Genomic DNA, 21213 nt, shown 5'->3' with positions numbered 1-21213 from the left:
GCAGGATCACCACAAACGGTCCTGAGATATTCAACGTTTAGAAGACTACGAAGGTTGAGCATGCTTCTCGATACAAAATTCAGGACTGTTACAGAAATTTTGTTGTTTCGCGGCAAGGTCGAACCGGAGAAGACGGCATTCATTTTTCTCGAGAACGGTGAAGCGGAACTGACTCGACTCACGTTCGGCGACCTGGACAAGCGGGCTCGCGGCATCGCCGCCAGGCTGCAGGACATCGCGCAACCGGGCGATCGCGTCCTGCTGGTCTATCCGCCCGGGCTGGAATTCATCTGCGCATGGGTCGGGTGCCTGTACGCCGGCCTGATCGGCGTACCGGCCTATCCACCGCGCAGGCATCGTCCCGCCGATCGTCTCAAGGCCATCGTCGCCGACGCCAGGCCGGTCGTCGCGCTGACCGACGCAGCCACGCTCGACGGCATCGCGCATCACGCGGACGGCTATTCCGACACGCTGGAACTGAAGATCCTGCCGACGGACCAGCGCTTCGACGCGCCGGCCGAACACTGGCGCGCACCGGAAATCACGCCGCAGACGCTGGCGCTTCTGCAATACACGTCAGGCTCCACCGGTACGCCGAAAGGCGTGATGATCAGCCACGCGAACATCCTGAGCAATATGGCGGTCATCGCCGAGGCGAGCGATGCCGATGCGTCGGCGGTGTTCGTCAGCTGGCTCCCGGTGTTTCACGACATGGGCTTCTTCGGGAAGGTGCTGCTGCCGATCTATCTCGGTGTGCTGTCGGTGCTGATGGCGCCCGCGGCGTTCGTGCAGAAGCCCATCCGCTGGCTGCAGGCCATCACGAAGTATCGCGGCACGCATTGCGCCGCACCGGATTTCGCGTATGACCTGTGCGCGCGCAAAATCTCCGACGAGGCCCGCGCGCAGCTGGATCTGAGCAGCTGGCGGGTTGCATTCAACGGCGCGGAACCGGTGCGCGCGGAGTCGGTGGCGCGTTTTTCGCACGCATTCGCCGCATGCGGCTTCCACGCGCACACCATGCGCCCGGTCTACGGCATGGCGGAGGCGACGTTGTTCATCTCCGGTCAGCCGGCACGCTCGCTGCCGCTCGTCGCGGACTACGACGCCGACGACCTGGCACACGGCGTGGCGACGAAAAGCGACACGGGCAAGCGCCACGCGCTGGTCTCATGCGGCCGGACCTGGGCGGAGCACCGCCTGCGGATCGTGAATCCGGACACCGGTGAGCGCTGCGCGCCCGGCCGGATCGGCGAAATCTGGCTGACCGGCCCGAGCGTCGGCGTCGGCTACTGGAACCGCGTCGACGAAACAGAGCGCACCTTTCGCGCGAAGCTGGCTGGCGATGACGCGCGTTACCTGCGCACGGGCGATCTCGGCTTCGTCGATGGCGAGGACCTCTTCGTCACCGGCCGTTTGAAAGACCTCATCATCGTCGCCGGCCGCAATCACTACCCGCAGGATCTCGAGCAATCCGCCGAAGGCAGCCACCCCGCGCTGGCGCCCAATGCGTCGGCGGCGTTCTCGATCAACGTCGATAACGCGGAGCGGGTCGTCGTCGCATGTGAAGTGCGCCGGGAAGCGCTCAACACGCTGGATGCGGAAGCCGTCGCCACGGAGATCCGGCGCACGCTCGCCGAAGCGCATGACGTCGATCTGTATGCGGCGATCCTGTTGAAGCCCGCCACGATCCTGCGCACGTCCAGCGGAAAAATCCAGCGGAGCCGGATCAGGCAGGCATTCCTCGATGAACAGGGGCTCGCGATCGCGGGCGAGTGGCGGCGTGCGTTCTCCGCGGAGTACGCGCCCTCCACGGCCGCGGCGCGCGACACGCAAGCGCTGGTGCAATGGTGCATCGAGCGTGTCTCGCGCCTGTCGGGCATCGATTCCGGCAAGATCGACCCCGACGCGCCGTTCAGCATCCATGGGCTCGATTCGAAGGACGCCATCATGCTCTCGGGCGAGTTGCAGGACTGGCTCGGGCGGCCCGTTTCCCCTACCGTCGTCTACGATTTTCCGAGCATTTCCCTGCTGGCGCGCCATTTGAGCGGCACCGGGAATGCCGTGCCGGACCAGGCGCCCGGTTCAGCCGAAGCACGCGCGGATATCGCGATCGTCGGCATGGGATGCCGTTTCCCCGGCGCCGGCAATCCCGACGCATTCTGGCAGCTTCTGCTGGAGGGCCGGGACGCGGTCGGCGCGTCGACGAAGCGCGCCGCCGACCTTCCGCCCACCGGACTGCTGGAACAGGTCGACCAGTTCGATGCGGCATTCTTCGGCATCAGCGCCCGCGAAGCCGAATCGATGGATCCGCAACAGCGTCTGCTTCTGGAGGTGGCGTGGGAGACGTTCGAGCATGCGGGAATCGCGCCCCGCAGTCTCGCCGGCGGACGCACCGCGGTCATCGTGGGCATCAGTAATTCGGACTACATCCGGCTGGCGCAGGAAGAAGTCGCGGACGTCGGCCCTTATGTCGCGACCGGCAATGCGCTCAGCGTCGCCGCCAACCGCATTTCCTACACGCTCGATTTGCGCGGCCCGAGCTGGGCGGTCGATACCGCGTGTTCGTCGTCGCTCGTCGCGGTTCATCAGGCGTGCCGCGCGCTGCAGCGCGGCGAGTCCGATGCGGCGCTGGCCGGCGGGGTCAACCTGATTCTGGCGCCGCAATTGAGCGACTCCTTCACGCAAGCGGGCATGCTTTCGCCGGATGGCCGCTGCAAGGCGTTCGATGCGGCCGCGAACGGTTACGTGCGCGGCGAAGGCGTGGGCATGGTGCTGCTCAAGCGGCTCGACGATGCGCTCGCGAACGGCGACACCGTGTTCGCCGTGATCCGCGGCTCGGCGGTGAATCAGGATGGACGCAGCAATGGCCTGACCGCGCCCAACGGCCCGGCCCAGCAGGCCGTGATTCACAGTGCGCTGCGCGATGCCGGCGTACGCGCGCACGATATCGGCTTCGTCGAAGCGCACGGGACGGGAACGCCGCTCGGCGACCCGATCGAGTTGAATTCGCTGGCGGCCGTCCTGAGTGAATCCCGCCGGCCGGACGATCACTGCTGGATCGGTTCGGTGAAGACCAACATCGGCCATCTGGAGTCGGCGGCGGGCATCGCCAGCCTGATCAAGACCGCCCTTGCGCTACACCATCGCGCCATTCCGCCGAACCTTCATTTCCGGTCGATCAATCCGGAAATCGCGCTCGACGGCACGCCCTTCCGTATTCCGCAGCAGGTCACGCCCTGGCATTCGGAACACGGGCCGCGCCTGGCCGGCGTGAGCTCGTTCGGCTTCGGCGGCACCAACGCGCACATGATCCTGTCCGAAGCGCCACGGCCCGCAGAGATCGAAGCCGACCCGGCGGCGCCCGCGGCGCGCGTCGTGACGCTCTCCGCGCGCACGCCCGACGCGTTGCAGGCGCTGGCCGCGTCCTATGCGGCCTATCTCGACGCGCATCCCGAGGCCAGTGTGCGGGATGTCGCGTTCACGGCAAATACCGGGCGCACCCACTTCACGCGGCGGGCGGCCATCGTCGCATCGAGTCTCGATACGTTGCGTTCGCAACTGGATGCCGTTTCGTCCGGCGAGCCTGCGGAAACACCGACTGCGGTGACATTCCACTTTTGTGCCGACGACGGCGGCAGCGCCGACGCGGTTCGGCAATTGCGCTCGGCCTGCCCCGCTTTCGATGCGTTGATGCAGCGGCAATCCGAGGCGCCCGGGCTCGTCCCCGCCGAAGCCGGGTTCACGACATTCCAGCGCGCGCTTGCGCAACTGTGGATGTCCTTCGGCGTCACGCCGGGTGCCGTCAGCAGCACCGGCGACGGGCATCGCGCCGCGGCGTCGTGGGCGGACGTGCCGCAGGCGCCGGACGGCGGCGCGGCGGGACACCCCGGCATCGTGATCGAAATCGGCGCGCACACGGCCGCGTGGGACACGATCCTGCACACGCTCGCCGCGCTCTACGTACGCGGCGCGTCCATCGACTGGGATGCCGTGGAACAGGACGCGCCGCGCCGCCGGCTCGCGCTGCCGACCTACCCGTTCGAACGTCGCGGCTTCTGGATCAGTCCGCGTGCGCCTCGGCATCCGTTGCTCGGGCGCCTCATGGAGCAGCACGCGCATGCGCCGGCCACGTGGATCTGGCAATCGCGGCTCGATGCGCCGGCGACCACCTTTCTCGGCGGTCACCGCGTCAAGGGGGCGCCCGTCCTGCCCTATTCCGCCTTTGTGGAAATGGCACTGGCGGCAACGACGGAAATCGGCGCCGCCGGCCATACGACCTTGAAGGACCTCGCACTGCATGCGCCGTTGCCGCTGCATCCGCATGAATCGCGCACCGTGCAGACCGTGCTGAGCCGCCGGTCCTGGGGACCGTTTTCGTTTGCCGTCTATCACCGGATCGAGGACACCCGCGCCGCCGCGACATGGCAGATGTGCGCGAGTGCCGAAATTCACGAATCGGATCGGAGCCACGCATGAAATTCGGCCTGATGTTCTTCGCCAGCAGTGAAGAGGCGCTGTCCGGCAACAAGTACCAGCTCGTGATGGAGAGCGCGCGCTTCGCCGATGCGAACGGGTTCTCCAGCGTCTGGGTGCCGGAGCGCCATTTCACCGAATTCGGCTCGCTGTACCCGAATCCCGCCGTCCTGCACGCCGCGCTCGCCGCTGCCACCCAACGCGTGAAGCTGGTCGCGGGCAGCGTGGTCGCAGCGCTGCACAACCCGATCCGGATCGCGGAAGAATGGTCGATGGTGGACAACCTGTCGAACGGCCGCGTGGGCGTGTCGTTCGCCTCCGGATGGAATCCGGACGATTTCGTGTTCGCCCCGGACAAATATGCGAGCCGGCAGGATGACATGCTGACCACGATGCGCGCCGTCCAGCATCTGTGGCGCGGCGGCACGCTGGATGCGACGAACGGCGTCGGCAAGCCGGTGCGGTTGCGCGTCTATCCGACGCCGGTGCAGCCGGAACTGCCCGTCTGGGTGACGGCCGCGAGCAATCCGCAGACGTTCGTGCGCGCCGGCGAAGTCGGCGCCAACCTGCTGACCCACGTGCTCGACCAGGATCGGGACCAGCTCGCGCACAAGATCGCCATCTACCGCGAGGCGCGCGCGAAGCATGGCTTCGATCCGGCGGCCGGCACCGTGTCCGTGATGCTGCACACGTTCGTCGGCGACGATGCGGCGCAGGCGCGCGAACAGGCGCGTGTGCCGTTCTGCAACTACATCCGCAGCAATATCGGGCTGTTGAACGGGCTGGCGCAGAGTCGCGGCCAGTCGGTCGACGTGCGCGCGATGGGCGCGCGCGAACTGGACGAGTTCGTCGAGTTTCTCTATGAACGCTTCGCGCAATCGCGCGGCCTCATCGGCACGCCGGAAACCTGCGTCGAACTGGTGCGGGATCTCGAGTCGATCGGCGTGGATGAAGTGGCCTGCCTGCTCGATTTCGGTCCGCCGGTCGAGCTGATCCTCGGCAATCTTCCGCAGTTGCGTCGACTACGGGAGATGTGCGCCCCGAGGCGACCCGCCGCGCCGGCGCGATTCGATGCCGCCGAGGTGCAGGCCCGCTGCACCGGAACGACGTCGGGCGCGGACTTCAACGGCGAAATCCGGCAGCACGGCGTGCAGATCGACGGCGTGTTCGACGCGATCCAGCAGATCTGGCGCACGACCGGCGAGGCGCTGGGGAAAATCAGCCTGCCGGCCGACGCGCTGGCGTCGTCGCAATACCAGGTCCACCCCGCCTTTCTCGACGCGTGCAGCCGCGTGCTCGCCGCCGCCATCGATCCGGACGCGCTGGAGTCGGGCGACCTGTACCTGCCCAGCTCGATCGGCGCGGTACGGGTCCATCAGCCGCCGTCGTCGACCGACGCATGGAGTCACGCCACGCTGCGCAAGCCGGTCGGACACGGCGCGCTGGAGGGCGATATCCGCGTCCATGACCCGGCGGGGCGACTGCTGATCGAGATCGATGCACTGCGGTTGCAACATGTGCGCGCGGGGCGCGCCGTCGAGCGGCACGACTTCGCCGCGCTGCTCTATCAACGCGTCTGGAGACCGTCGAACATCGACACGGCAACCGCCGGTTCGGCGCATGGCGAGTGGCTGATTCTCGCGGACCGTGGCGGCGTGGGCGCACAGCTGTCGGCCCTGCTGGAAAGCGCGGGCGATAAATGCACGCTGCGCTTCGCCGACGCGACGCCGGAACTGCCCGCGCCCGACCGCCCGCTGAAGGGCGTCATCCACCTGTGGAGTCTCGATCTCGCGCCCGCCGACATCGCGGCGAGACGGCGTGCCAGCGCGAGCGTGCTGCACCTGGTCAGGGCGCTTGCATCGCGCGCGCCGTCGGCCCGGCAGGCGCGTCTGTGGCTGGTGACGTCGGGCGCGATGAATGTTCTGGATGGCGAATCGATCGCGGTGGCGCAGGCCCCGCTGTGGGGATTGGGCCGGGCGATCGCAGTGGAGCATGCGGCGCTGTGGGGCGGGCTCGTCGATCTCGATCCCGCGCAGCCGTCGGCGGCGGACATCGCGCACGCGGTACAGGCTGGCGGCCGTGAAGACATGATCGCGTTTCGCCGCGACCAGCGCTACGTCGCGCGCATCGCCCGCGACAATCGCGAATTCGTCAGCCACCGGCCGATCCGGTTCCATCCTGACGCGACCTATCTGGTGACCGGCGGGCTCGGCGGGCTCGGCCTGCGGCTCGCGTCCTGGCTCGCCGACAACGGCGCCGGGAAAATCGTGCTGCTGGGGCGCGGCGAACCTTCCGCCGCGGCCGGGAAAATCCTGCGCACGCTCGACGCGCGGTTCATTCGCGCCGATCTGTCGCGTCGCGAGGACGTCGAGCAGGCGCTCGGTGAAATCGGGCAATCGATGCCACCGCTCAAAGGGATCTTTCACCTCGCCGGCGCGCTCGACGATGCGCTGCTGACGCGCCAGGACGACGACTTCTTCCATCGCGCCGGCAGCGGCAAAGCAGACGGCGCCTGGTATCTGCACGAGCTGACGGCCGACTTGCCGCTCGACCATTTCGTGCTGTTCTCGTCGATGGCCGCGCTGATCACGATGCCGGGCCAGGGCAACTACGCGGCGGCGAACAGCTTCCTCGACGCCCTCGCGCAGCATCGGCGCGCGCAGGGGAAACCGGGGCTCAGCGTCAATTGGGGGCCGTGGGCGGAGATCGGCCACGCCGCCACCGACTACGGACGGCGCGCGCACGAACAGCTGGGCGCGCTCGGCGTCGGCACGCTGCCGCCCGAACTGGCCATCGCGACGCTGGAACGGCTGATGGCGTCCGGCATCGCCCAGTCCGGGGTCGCGCAAATCGACTGGCCGACCCTGTTCCGGGTTGATGCGCCGGCCGCCGGGTCCGCGCTGTTTTCCGAGCTGGCGCAACCGGCCGCGCAGCCTGCGCAGCAGGAGACCGCATTGCTGCGACAGCTGCATGCGTGCGCACCGCGCGAGCGAATCGAACTCATCACCGACACGCTCGCGACGATGCTGGCCGAGACCTTGCGTCTTTCCGGCCCCGACGCCGTTGCGCCCGAGCGATCGCTGCTCGATCTCGGCCTGGATTCGCTGGTCGCGCTCGAACTGACCGATCGCCTCACCAAGGTGTTCGGAAGACCGTTTCGCGCGACGCTGTTCTTTTCCTATCCGAACCTGCAAGCGCTCGCCCAGTACGTGCTCAACGAACTGTCGCCGTCGCTCCCCGCGCCGGTCGTCGACGAAGCATCCGACGACCTCGACGAGGACGACCTTTCCGAACTGATCGCCCAGGAGATCGGCGCCCAATGAACGCCAAGGCCACGCATGCACTGAAAGCCGCACTCGACGAACTGCGCCTGCGGCGCGCGGAAATCGCGGCGCTGCGTTCGGACCGCAACGAGCCGATCGCCGTCATCGGCATGGCTTGCCGCTTCCCCGGCCGCAGCGATACGCCGGACGCGTTCTGGCAATTGCTCGATGGCGCGCGCGATGCCGTCACCGAAGTGCCGGGCGAACGCTGGGACATCGATCGCTACTACGACCCCGATCCGTCCGCGCCCGGCAAGATGGCGACCCGCCACGGTGCCTTTCTCGAACGCGTGGATCAATTCGACGCGGCGTTCTTCGGGATCGCGCCGCGCGAAGCGACTTACCTCGATCCGCAACAGCGGCTCCTGCTCGAAGTGGCGTGGGAGGCGCTCGAGAACGCCCATCTCGCGCCCGAGCGCTTCCGGCAGTCCGCCACCGGCGTGTACGTCGGCATCACCTGCTTCGACCATGCGATCCAGGTGTCCAATGCGTCGATGCCGTCGAGCAGCTACGCCGGCACGGGCAGCGCACTGAACATGGCCGCGGGCCGGCTGTCGTTCGTGCTGGGCCTCACCGGCCCGAGCATGGCGATCGATACCGCCTGCTCGTCGTCGCTGGTGTGCCTGCACCTGGCCTGCGAAAGCCTGCGCTCGCGCGAAACCGGCATGGCGCTCGCGGGCGGCGTCAACCTGATGCTGTCGCCCGAGGTCATGGTCAGTTTCTCGCAAGCGCGCATGCTGTCGCCGGACGGACGCTGCAAGACCTTCGACGCGGCGGCGGACGGCTACGTGCGCGGCGAAGGGTGCGGCATGGTGGTGCTCAAGCGCCTCGCCGACGCGCTCGCCGACGGCGACCGGGTGCTCGGCATCGTGCGCGGCACGGCGGTCGACCAGGGCGGCGCGGGCGGCGGGCTGACCGTGCCGAGCCGCGATTCGCAGGAACGGGTGATCCGCCGCGCACTGAACCAGGCCGGCCTCGCGCCCGGCGACGTCTCCTATGTCGAGGCCCACGGTACCGGGACGTCCCTCGGCGACCCGATCGAGGTGGAAGCGCTGGCCGGCGTCTATGGCCCCGGGCGCGCGGCGGGCGAGCCGCTCGTGATCGGTTCGGTGAAGACCAATATCGGGCATCTGGAGTCGGCCTCCGGCATCGCCGGCCTGATCAAGGTCCTGCTGTCGTTCGAGCACGACCGGATTCCGGCGCACCTGCATTTCACGCAACCCAATCCGCATACGCCGTGGCAGGACATCCCGATCCGCGTCGCGGCCGATCCGGTCGCGTGGCAGCGCGGGGAACGCAGGCGCATCGCCGGGGTGAGCGCGTTCGGATTCAGCGGCACCAATGCGCACGCGATCGTCGAGGAACCGCCCGTCGCGCCGGCGCACGCCGCGCAGCGCGCGCTGCTGCTGCTGTCGGCCCGATCCGAAGCGGCGCTGGCGGCGCTCGTGCAACGCTACGAGCACGCGATCGCCGGCGCGACGCCGCAGGAGCTGGCCGCCATCTGCCGCGCCGCCGCCACCGGGCGGAATCACTATCCGTTTCGCGCGGCCTATGTATCGGGCGTGAGGGAACCGTCGGCGGCAGCGGCGCGCACGGGCAAGGCGTTGCGCATGGGCTTCACGTTCGGCGTGCCGGACACCGGCGTCGCGCGCGCGCTCCACGCGTCGGAACCGCTGTTCCGCGACGCGTTCGCGCGTTGCTCGGTGCCACTGGAGGCACTCGAGACCGACGCGGGCCGCTTCGCGATCCAGTACGCGTGGGCGGAACTGTGGAAGGGATGGGGCATCCGCCCGTCCGCCGTGTCGGGCCATGGCATCGGCGAATATGTCGCGGCCTGCGTGGCGGGCGTCGTGAGCGTTGCCGACGCGTTGCGCCTCGTGGCCGCCCGCCCGGATGCCGAAGCGTTGCGCGCGGTGCTTCAGGACATGCCGTTCGCTCGGCCGTCGGTCCGCCTGATTTCCGGCTGTCTCGGCGCCGAAGTGACCGACGAGGTGACCCACCCGCAGTACTGGTTGCAGCTGGCCGGGGCGTCGGATCAAGCCGAAGCACCGCGCACGCCTGAGGGACTCGCGGACGGCTGGCTGCCGCAACCCTGTGCGGGCGATGCATTGGAGCACGCACTCGCGGCGCTGTACGTACAGGGCGGGCAGTTCGACTGGAGCGCGCTGTTCCCGGCGCCTGCCCAGCCCGCCACGACCCTGCCGAACTACCCGTTCGAGCGGCAGCGCTTCAGTCTGGAGAAGATCCAGTCGCCGGTCGTCGGCATGGATGCCGGCAGCATCGACGCAGCGGTGCGGCACCTCAAGTCGTCCGGCAAGTACCCGGAAGACGTGCTGAACGCGTTTCCGGAACTGCTCAGGACTGCATTCGCCCCCGCCGAAACCGCCGCGTCGAACGCACATTCGCTCTATCACGTGGTGTGGGAGCAGCAAGCCGCATTGCCGGCGGCAGAGGTCGCCGCCGACGCGTCCCCGTGGCTGATCTTCGCGGACGCGAGCGGTGTCGGCGAGCGGCTCGCGGCACTGTTGCGCGCGCGCGGCGCATCCTGCTCGCTGGTCCGCCCCGGCCTCGACTATGTCGCCGACGTGGAAGCAGGCTGGCAGGTCGCGCCCGAGCGGCCGGACGATTTCGTCCGCCTGCTGAACGAGACCGCCGCCCCCGGCCTGCGCATCGTCTTTCTATGGGCGCTGGACGAAGCCGTCGGCACGACGCGCATGTCCGCTGCCCTGCTGCATCTCGTGCACGCGCTGGTCGGCGGCGAGCGCGAGTGGACGCCTTCGACCCAGCCCAGGATCTCGGTGGTGACGCGCGACGCGGTGGAAGCCGGCGAAGCGCCGCACGTATCCGGGCTCGCCCAGACTGCGCTGTCGGGCCTGGCACGCGGGGCGATGATCGAGCATCCGGAATGGTTCGGCACCGCGATCGATCTCGATCCGGCCGCGCCGGAGGACGAGACGCAGACGCTGCTTCAGGAGATGCTCGGCGAGCGCCGCGAGGAACAGGTGGCGTTGCGGCACGGCGCGCGCCATGTCGCGCGCCTGAGCCCGCTCGCGCAAGCCGAAACCGCCGCGCTGCCGGTCGACCCGGACGCGGCCTACCTGATCACCGGCGGGTTCGGCGCACTCGGGCTGCACACCGCCCGGTGGCTGGCGGCGCGCGGCGCACGCACGCTGATCCTGGTCGGCCGGCAAGGGGCCGCGAGCGACGAAAGCCAACGGGCGATCGCCGAACTGCGTGAGCGGAACGTATCGCTGCGCTGCGAGCGCCTCGATATCGCCGACCCCGCGGCGGTCGCCGATTTCTTCGCCGCGCTCCGGCGCGACGGCGTGCCGCTGCGGGGCATCGTGCACGCGGCCGGCATCGTCGGCTACAAGCCGATCATGCAGGTCGAGCGCGAGGAACTGGACGCGGTCCTGCAACCGAAGGTCGCCGGTGCGTGGCTGCTCCATCAGCAAAGCGAGCACTTCCCGCTCGATTTCTTCATCCTGTTTTCGTCGATCGCGTCCGCGTGGGGTTCGCGTGAGCAGGCGCACTACAGTGCCGCGAACCGCTTCCTCGACGCGCTCGCGCATCATCGCCGCGGCCAGGGCCTGCCGGCGCTGAGCGTGAACTGGGGGCCCTGGGCGGAAGGCGGCATGACGTTCCCCGAGGCGGAAGCGCTGCTGCGGCGCGTCGGCATCCGGTCGCTGGCGGCGGATCGCGCGCTCGACGTGCTGAATCGCCTCCCCGCCGTGCCCCAGGTCGCGGTCGTCGATATCGACCTGGCGCTGTTCCAGGGCTCCTACGAGGCGCGCGGACCCAAGCCGTTCCTCGACCGCGTGCGCGTGGCCGGAAGCCCGCCGAGCGCGCCGGCGATGCCGGCGTTGAGCGACGCATCGCCGCGCGAGCGAAAGCGCCTGCTGGCGGACAGCATCGATCGCGCGGTTGCCCAGGTGCTCGGCTACGACGCGGGGACGCTGGATCGCGATCTCGGCTTCTTCGAGATGGGCATGGATTCGCTGATGGCGCTCGACGTGCGCACGCACCTCGAAAATGCGCTCGGTATCCCGTTGTCGGTCGCACTGTTGTTCGACCATCCGACGGTCAACGCCCTCGCGGATTTCCTGGCGGAGCAGGCGTCCGGCACCGTGCCGGACGCGCACGCGGCACCGGCACAAGCCGTGCCGCCTCAGCCGCGGCCGATCGCGCCGGCCATCGAGGCCATTGAGGCCCGCGAGGCCGGCACGCCGGAGCCGATTGCGATCGTCGGCATGAGCTGCCGGTTTCCGGGCGCCGCGCACGATCTCGACGCCTACTGGAATCTGCTGAACGACGGGGTGGATGCGATCTCCGAAGTGCCGCGCGAGCGCTGGGACATCGACGCGTACTACGATCCCGACCAGGATGCGCCGGGACGGATGTATTGCCGCTTCGGCGGTTTCCTCGACGACGTCGACCAGTTCGATCCGGCGTTTTTCCGCATCACGCCGCGCGAAGCAGCCGCGATGGACCCGCAGCAGCGCCTGTTGCTCGAAGTCAGTCACGAAGCGCTGGAGCATGCCGGCATTCCGGTCAATCGTCTCAAGGGCAGCCGGACCGGCGTCTTCGTCGGCATCACCACCAACGATTACGCGAACCTGCAGCTTCGCAACGGCGGCGGCAGCGGCATCGACGGCTATTTCTTCACCGGCAATCCGCTCAACACGGCGGCCGGCCGCATCTCCTACGGACTGGGCGTGCAGGGGCCGAGCATGGCGATCGATACCGCCTGCTCGTCGTCGCTCACCGCGATCCATACCGCCAGCCAGAATCTCCGCAGCGGCGAGTGCGATCTCGCCATCGCGGGCGGCGTGAACCTGATCCTGTCGCCGGACAACTCCATCGCCGTCTCGCGCACGCGGGCGCTGGCGCCGGACGGCCGCTGCAAGACCTTCGACGCGTCCGCGGACGGCTTCGTGCGCAGCGAAGGCTGCGGCGCGCTGGTGCTCAAGCGCCTGTCCGATGCGCTCGCCGCGGGCGATCGCGTGCTGGCCGTGCTGCGGGGTTCGGCCGTCAACCACGACGGCGCGTCGAGCGGCTTTACCGCGCCGAACGGACGTGCGCAGGAAGCCGTGATCCGCCAGGCGCTGGGCGGGCTTCCCGCCGCGTCCATCGATTACGTGGAAGCGCACGGCACCGGCACCCCGCTGGGCGATCCGGTCGAGTTGCAGGCGCTGGCGACGGTGTTCGGCGCAGGCCGCGACGAGGGCCGGCGGCTGCGCGTCGGCTCGGTGAAAACCAACATCGGCCACACGGAATCCGCCGCCGGCATCGCGGGGGTCATCAAGGTCGTGCTGTCGCTGAACCACGACCGCCTGCCCGCCCACCTGCATTTCCGCCAGCCGAGCCCGCTGGTGCAATGGGACGCGCTGCCCATCGAGGTCTGCGCCGAGGCGAGCGCGTGGCCGCGCGGCGAGCGGCCACGGCGAGCCGGCGTCAGCGCGTTCGGCGCGAGCGGCACCAATGCCCACCTGGTGCTCGAAGAAGCGCCCGCGCCGGCGCGGCCGGTGACGCCGCCCAAGCACAAGGTGCATCCGCTGGTGCTGTCGGCCAAGACGCCTGCGGCGTTGCGCGAGCTGGTCGGGCGCTATCAGCGGCGGCTCGAAGCCGAACCCGGTCTCGACATCGCGGCCGTGGCGTTTTCGGCGGCGAACGGCCGCTCGCATTTCGCGCATCGGCTGGCGCTGCCGGTGACGTCGCTCGACGACGCCATCGACAAGCTGCGCGCATGCCACGCGAAGGAACCCGCCGGCGCGGCGCAACCCGCCCCCCGCGTGAAGATGGCCTTCCTGTTCACCGGCCAGGGCTCGCAATACGCCGGCATGGGCCGCCGTCTGTACGACGCGTACCCGGTGTTCCGCGACGCCATCGACCGCTGCCGCGCGGTGGCCGATCCGCTGCTCGACAAGCCGTTGCTCGAGGTGCTGTCGGCCCAGGGCGAGGACATCCACCAGACCGGCTACAGCCAGCCGGCCCTGTTCTCGCTGCAGTACGCGCTCAGCACGCTGCTGGCGTCGTTCGGTGTGGTGCCCGACGCCGTGATGGGCCACAGCGTCGGCGAGTACGCGGCGGCTTGCGCGGCCGGCGTCTTCTCGCCGGAAGACGGCCTGCGGCTGATCGCCGAACGCGGCCGGCTGATGCAGGCGTTGCCCCGCGACGGCGAGATGGCGGCCATTTTCACCGACCTCGCCACGGTCGAGCGCGCGATCGAAGCGTGGCCGCACGAGGTCGCGGTGGCGGCCGTCAACGGTCCGGCGAGCATCGTGATCTCCGGCAAGCGCGAGCGCATCGCGATGCTGGTCGACGCGTTCGCCGCGCGGGACATCCGGTCCGTGCCGCTCAATACGTCGCACGCGTTTCACTCGCCGCTGCTCGAGCCGATGCTGGACAGCTTCCAGGCCGCGGCGAAAGCCGTGCCCGTCGCACGCCCGGCGATCCCGTTCTATTCGAATCTCACGGGCGCCGTGATGGACGACGCGCCCACCGACACGTACTGGCGCCGCCACTGCCGGGAGCCGGTGCAGTTCGCGAGCAGCGTCGAGCGCCTCGCCGAAGCCGGTTTCAACGTGCTGGTCGAAATCGGCCCCAAGCCGGTGCTCGTCAACCTGGCCCGCGCGTGCTGTGCGCCGGACGCCGGGATCCAGTTCCTTGCCCTGCAGCGGCCGCAAGTCGAGCAGCAAGCGCTGATCGAAACGCTGTCGAGCCTGTATGCCCGCGGCGTCGATGTCGACTGGGCCCCGACCGAAACACCCGCGCCCGCGCGCGTCGCATTGCCGTCCTATCCCTTCCAACGCAGCCGTACCTGGTTCCAGAAAGCGGACATGTCCATGACTCAGACAAGCGCATCACCCATCGCCGTCGCACCGACGCACAATCGCAGCGGCGAGGTTCTCGAATGGCTTCGCGGCAAGATCGGCGAATTGATCCAGGCCGATCCCGCCACCATCAACATCGAACTGCCCTTCCTCGAGATGGGCGCCGACTCGATCGTGCTGATCGAGGCCATCCGGCACATCGAGGCGGAGTACGGCGTGAAGCTGGCCATGCGCCGCTTCTTCGAAGACCTGGCGACGGTGCAGGCGCTCGCCGAGTATGTCGCGGACAACCTGCCGGCGGCCGTCGCGCCGACCGAAGCCGAGGCCGTGGCAGAGCCGTCCACGGCGGCGGTCGCGGTCGCGCCGTCCGCGGAGCTGCTTGCGCCGCTCGCCGCCGCCCCGGTGGAATGGGTGCCGGCCGAAGGCGGCTCCACGGTCGAGCGCGTGTTGCGGGAGCAGAATCAGCTGCTGTCCCACGTGATGAGCCAGCAGATGGACCTGCTGCGCACGTCGCTGACCGGCCAGGCCGGCGTCCGGCCGGCGACGGCCGCCGCGCAAGCCGTCGCGAGCACGACGAGCGTTGCACCCAAGGCCGCGATCGCGGCCCCGGCCGCCGCGCCCGCAGCGAAGCCCGCGCCTGCAGCTGCTGCGGCGCCCGCGGCCGACAATCCGCCGCCGAAGCCGATGATGCCGTGGGGCAGCCCGGTCCAGCAGCGGGCGCGCGGCCTGTCCGCCGTGCAGCAGGAGCATCTCGAAGCGCTGATCGTGCGCTACACGACGCGCACCCGGAAATCGAAGGACTCGGTGCAGGCGTCGCGCCCGGTGCTGGCCGACAGCCGCGCCACGGTCGGCTTCCGCTTTTCGACCAAGGAGATGCTGTATCCGATCGTCGGCGATCGCGCGGCCGGTTCGCGGCTGTGGGACATCGACGGCAACGAGTACATCGATTTCACGATGGGCTTCGGCGTGCATCTGTTCGGCCACACGCCGGATTTCATCCAGCACCAGGTCACCCGCGAATGGCAGCGCCCGCTCGAGCTGGGCGCGCGCTCCAGCCTCGTCGGCGACGTGGCCGCGCGCTTTGCCCGCGTGACCGGCCTCGATCGCGTGGCGTTCTCGAACACCGGCACCGAGGCCGTCATGACCGCCATGCGGCTCGCGCGCGCCGTGACCGGGCGCGACAAGATCGTGATGTTCACGCATTCGTATCACGGGCATGCCGACGGCACGCTCGCCGCGGCGAACGCGGACGGCGTGACGGAAACCATCGCCCCCGGCGTGCCGTTCGGCTCGGTCGAGAACATGATCCTGCTCGACTACGGCAGCGACGCCGCGCTCGAGGCCATTCGCGGCATGGCGTCGACCCTCGCCGCCGTGATGGTGGAGCCGGTGCAGAGCCGCAACCCTTCGCTGCAGCCCGTCGCGTTCCTCAAGGAACTGCGTCGCATCACCGAGGAGGCCGGCGTCGCACTGATCTTCGACGAAATGATCACCGGCTTCCGCGTCCATCCGGGCGGCTCGCAAGCCATGTTCGGCATCAGGGCCGATCTCGCGACGTACGGCAAGATCATCGGCGGTGGCCTGCCGCTGGGCGTCATCGCCGGCACCAGCCGCTTCATGGACGCCATCGACGGCGGCATGTGGACCTACGGCGACCACTCGTTCCCCGCCGCGGACCGCACCGCGTTCGGCGGCACCTTCTGCCAGTATCCGCTTGCGATGGCGGCCGCGCTGGCCGTGCTCGAGAAGATCGAACAGGAAGGCCCGGCGCTGCAGGCCGCGCTCAACGAACGGACCGCGCAAATCGCCGACACGTTGAATGCGTTCTTCGTGGAGGCCGAGGCGCCGATCAAGGTCACGTGGTTCGGCTCGATGTTCCGCTTCGAATTCACCGAGAACCTCGACCTGTTCTTCTATCACATGCTCGAAAAGGGCATCTACATCTGGGAATGGCGCACCTGCTTCCTGTCCACCGCGCATACGGATGCGGATATCGACCGCTTCATCCGGGCGGTGAAGGACAGCGTCGCCGACCTGCGCCGGGGCGGTTTCATCCGGCCGCACTCGAAACACGGCACGGTGGCCGCGCTGAGCGAAGCGCAACGCCAGCTGTGGGTGCTGTCGGAAATCGATCCCGAAGGGTCGCTCGCCTACAACGTCAACACCACCCTCGAACTGAACGGCCGGCTCGACGAAGCCGCGATGCGCGCGGCCGTCCAGAGCCTGGTCGATCGGCACGAGGCGCTGCGCACCACGGTGATGGCGGACGGGTCGGGCCAGATCGTGCATCCGTCGCTGAAGCTTCAGATTCCGCTGGTCGACACGGACCCGGACGCGTGGCGGGACCACGAAAGCCGCCAGCCGTTCGATCTCGTGAACGGTCCGCTCTTTCGGGCCGCGCTCGTCCGCCTGGGCAGCGAGCGTCACCTGCTGGTGATGACGGCCCATCACATCATCTGTGACGGCTCGACGTTCGGCGTCCTGCTCGAGGATCTGGCCCGCGCGTATGCCGGCGCGGCGCCGGCGGCGGCGCCGCTGCAGTTTCGCGCGTACCTGAAGCAGCTCGACGGCCAGCGCCACAGCCCGGAAACGAAGGCGAATCGCGAGTACTGGCTGGCGCAATGCGCGCGCCAGGCCGCACCGCTGAATCTGCCGGTGGACTACCCGCGGCCCGCGGTGAAGACGTTTCACGGCGAGCGCGTGTCCCTGCATCTGGACGCCGCGGCGGCCGCGACGCTGCGCACCGCGGCCCGTCAGAACGGCTGCACGCTTTACATGGTGCTGCTCGCGGGCTTCAATCTGTTCCTGCACCGCGTCGCCGGCCAGCAAGAGATCGTCACCGGCATCCCGGTGACCGGCCGCTCCGTGGCCGGCAGCGATCGCCTCGCCGGCTACTGCACGCATCTGCTGCCGCTGCGCTCCACGCTGCCGGAGCAGGCCACCGTGGCCAGCTTCCTGGCCGGCACCCGGCAGAACCTGCTCGACGCGCTCGAGCACCAGGATTACCCGTTCGCCGAGCTGGTCCGCGAAATCGGCGCACAGCGCGATCTCAACGCCGCGCCGCTGGTCTCGGCGGTCTTCAACCTCGAACCCGTGTCGGCGCTGCCCGAACTGCCCGGCCTGACGGTCGGCCTCGTTGCGCCGCTGATCCGCCATACCGCGTTCGACCTGAACGTCAACGTGCTCGACGCGGGGCAGGCACTCCTGATCGATTGCGACTACAACACCGACCTGTTCGACGCGAGCACGGTGCAGCGTTTCCTCGACATCTACCGGACCCTGCTGACGCGTCTCGCTGACGATGCGTCGGCCGCCGTTGCCCGGCTGCCGTTGTCGGGCGATGCGGAGCGGAACCTGCTGACCGTCGAGTGGAACCAAACCGACACGGATTTCGGCGAGGCCGCCGCGCAACCGCTGCATCGCCTGTTCGAACAGCAGGTCGAGCGCACGCCCGATGCCGTCGCTGCCGTCTTCGATGACCAGGCGCTCACCTACGCCGAACTCAACCTGCGCGCCAATCGCCTCGCCCACCACCTCATCGCGCTCGGCGTCGGCCCCGACGCCCTCGTCGGCGTCGCGATGGAGCGCTCACTCGACATGAGCGTCGCGTTGCTCGCGATCCTCAAGGCCGGCGGCGCCTACGTCCCCGTCGACCCCGACTACCCCGCCGAGCGCGTGCGCTTCATGATCGACCACGCGCAGCTGCGCTGGCTCCTCACCCAGCAGCATCTGCGCGCCGCGCTGCCCGACACCGACGCCCGCCTGATCGTCGTCGATAACGGCGAACTCGATCTCGACCTCGATGCCGTGTCGAATCCCACGCCCGCGCTGAACGGCGACAACCTCGCCTACATGATCTACACGTCCGGCTCGACCGGCCGGCCCAAGGGCGCGCTCAACACCCATCGCGCGATCACCAACCGCATCCTCTGGATGCAGCACGCCTACGCACTCGACGCCGACGATGCCGTGCTGCAGAAGACCCCGTTCAGCTTCGACGTCTCGGTCTGGGAGCTCCTCTGGCCGCTCGTCACCGGTGCGCGCCTCGTGTTCGCCCGCTCCGGCGGCCAGCGCGAGGCCGACTACCTGGTCGAGCTCATCGAGCGCGAACGGATCACCACGATCCATTTCGTGCCGTCGATGCTGCGCGCGTTCCTCGACCACCCGGACCTCGACGCGCACTGCGCGTCGCTGCGCCGCGTCGTGTGCAGCGGCGAGGCGTTGCCCCACGACCTGCAGCAGCGTTGTCTCGAGCGCCTGGACGTCAAGCTGTACAACCTTTACGGCCCGACCGAGGCCGCCGTCGACGTGACCGCGTGGGAATGCCGGCGCGACGACCCGCACCGCATCGTCCCGATCGGCCGGCCCATCGCCAACACCCGCCTCTATATCGTGGACACGCAGATGCAACCCACGCCGATCGGCGTGGCCGGCGAATTGCTGATCGGCGGCACGCCGGTCGGGCGCGGCTACCACGGCGAACCCGAACTGAGCGCCGGGAAGTTCATCGCCGACCCGTTCTCCGCCGACCCGCTCGCGCGCCTCTACCGCACCGGCGATCTCGCGCGCTACCGCCCCGACGGCAATATCGAGTTCCTCGGCCGCATCGATCACCAGATCAAGCTCCGCGGCCTGCGCATCGAACCCGGCGAAATCGAGGCGGTGCTGACTTCGCACCCGCTGGTCGATGCCGCGGTCGTGGCGCTGCGCGGCGTGGACGACGGCGCGAGACTGGTCGGATGGCTGTGCTCGCCGCATCCCGAAGCCGAACTGGTCGAAGCGGTGCGCGGCCACCTGCGGCAGCAGCTGCCGGATTACATGGTGCCCTCCGCGTTCGTCGTCGTGACTGCGTTCGAGCATCTGCCCAACGGCAAGCTCGATCGCGCCAGGCTGCCCGAACCCGGCGACGGCCTGGACCACGTTGCGCCCGTCAACGCGCTCGAAGCGCAGTTGACGGCCATCTGGCAGGAAGTGCTCGGCAAGGCGCGGATCAGCACGACCGCCAATTTCTTCGAGCTGGGCGGCAATTCGCTCCTGGCGACGAAGGTCGTCGCGCGCATCCGTCGCGATCTGCATGCGAAGCTGGAAATCCGCAGCCTGTTCGCACTCCCCACCATCTCGAGCCTCGCGAAGCGCATCGCCGATACGCAGCCGATCGATTACGCGCCGGTGACGCCGCTGCCGGTGCAGGCAAGCTACGCGCTCTCTCCGGCCCAGACGCGGCTGTGGGTCCAGGATCGTCTCCATGCGGCACAAGCCGGCGGGCCGCTGCCCACGTCCCTGCTGTTCGAGGGCGTGCTGGACGTGGACGCGCTCGTGCGGGCGTTCCGCGCGTTGAGCGAGCGTCACGAGATCTTGCGCACGCGTTTCGTGCTGGAAGGCAATCAGCCGGTCCAGCACGTGCTGCCGCCCGGCGAGGCCGCGTTCCCGGTCGAGGTCGTGGATCTGCAGGATGCCGAGGACCGGGATGCCCAGGCGATGTCGATCCAGGCGAGCGAACGGCTCGTGCCGATGGATCTCGCGACCGGCCCGCTCTTCCGCGTCAAGCTGCTCAGGCTCTCCGAAATCCGTCACGTCTGCATCTGCACGATGCACCACATCGTGAGCGACGGCTGGTCCACCGAGGTACTGCTCGACGACCTGTCCGCACTCTATGACGCATTCGTCCAGCGTCGCGACAATCCGCTGCCCGCACTCGCGATCCAGTACAAGGATTACGCCGGCTGGCTGAACCACCTGCTTGCCGGGCCGGACGGCGCGCGCATGAAGGACTACTGGCTGACCCGGCTGGGCGGCGGCCTGCGCGCGCTGGAACTGCCGGGCGACGTCGAGCAGCCGGCCGCGCCGAGCTGGAAATCCTGGCGATTCGAACTGCCCGCCGCCGAGACGACGGCGCTGGAATCGCTCGGCAAGCGCCACGGCGCGACCCTGTTCATCGCGTTGCTGTCCGCCATCAAGGCGCTGTTCTACCGCCGTTCCGGTCAGGAGGACATCGTCGTCGGCACGCCGGTCGCGGGCCGCGAGCTGCCCGAACTCGAGTCGCAGGTCGGCCCCTACCTGAACGTGCTGGCGCTGCGCGATCGTGTCGCGGGCGACGACCGGTTCGACACGCTGCTGACCCGGGTGCGGGACACGACCCTCGAAGCGTTCTCGCACCCGCTGTATCCGCTGGATCGCTTGCTCGACGAACTGCACATCAAGCGCGTTGCCGGGCGTAACCCGCTCTTCGACATCGGCCTGACGCTGCAGAACCAGCAACAGGGCCCCGTCGATCGCTACGCGGGACAAGTGCACATCGCCGAGCTGCCGGACCACGACCCGCAGGGCGCGGACACGGAAGCCGCGACGGACTTCTGGTTCCTGGCCGAACCGCGCGCCGAGGGCCTCGCGATCCGCGTCGTCTATCACGCGGGGCGGTTCAGCGAGGCCCTGGTGCAAGGCCTCGCCAACGAACTGACGTCCGTCATCGGCGAAGTGCTTGCCGATCCGGGCGTTCGCATCCGGAACCTGACCCTGGGGCAACGCGCGCTGCACGCCGACGCCCGCCAGCCCACCATCGAACTCAGCGCATTCTAAGGAGCCTT

The 21213-nt window shown here is 68.9% G+C and carries 3 protein-coding genes; all 3 read left to right on the top strand.

The features are described 5' to 3' along the window. Positions 1–60 precede the first annotated feature (60 nt). Genes BDI24065_RS21400 through BDI24065_RS21390 form a run of 3 tightly spaced genes read left to right on the top strand, consistent with a single transcriptional unit; the run spans position 61 to position 21205 of the window. The gene (locus BDI24065_RS21400; protein ID WP_175033027.1) at positions 61–4476 is read left to right on the top strand and encodes a beta-ketoacyl synthase N-terminal-like domain-containing protein; all 4416 of its coding nucleotides are present in this window, start codon (positions 61–63) and stop codon (positions 4474–4476) included. Continuing rightward, positions 4473–7796: a type I polyketide synthase gene (locus BDI24065_RS21395; protein ID WP_175032955.1), complete on the top strand. Its 3324-nt coding sequence runs from the start codon at positions 4473–4475 to the stop codon at positions 7794–7796. Before BDI24065_RS21400 ends, BDI24065_RS21395 begins: the two co-directional genes overlap by 4 nt. Next, on the top strand, positions 7793–21205 hold the full coding sequence (locus BDI24065_RS21390) for a non-ribosomal peptide synthetase/type I polyketide synthase (protein WP_175032954.1): 13413 nt from the start codon (positions 7793–7795) through the stop codon (positions 21203–21205). Before BDI24065_RS21395 ends, BDI24065_RS21390 begins: the two co-directional genes overlap by 4 nt. Positions 21206–21213: the final 8 nt, after the last annotated feature.

The organism is Burkholderia lata (assembly GCF_902499025.1).
GTDB lineage: Bacteria > Pseudomonadota > Gammaproteobacteria > Burkholderiales > Burkholderiaceae > Burkholderia > Burkholderia lata_C.
This window is presented reverse-complemented; position numbering and strand designations above follow the sequence as displayed.

What these genes read in the sequence shown, in the direction of transcription:
- BDI24065_RS21400 (WP_175033027.1), top strand. Translation starts at nt 61, where the DNA reads ATGCTTCTCGATACAAAATTCAGGACTGTTACAGAAATTTTGTTGTTT.
- BDI24065_RS21395 (WP_175032955.1), top strand. Translation starts at nt 4,473, where the DNA reads ATGAAATTCGGCCTGATGTTCTTCGCCAGCAGTGAAGAGGCGCTGTCC.
- BDI24065_RS21390 (WP_175032954.1), top strand. Translation starts at nt 7,793, where the DNA reads ATGAACGCCAAGGCCACGCATGCACTGAAAGCCGCACTCGACGAACTG.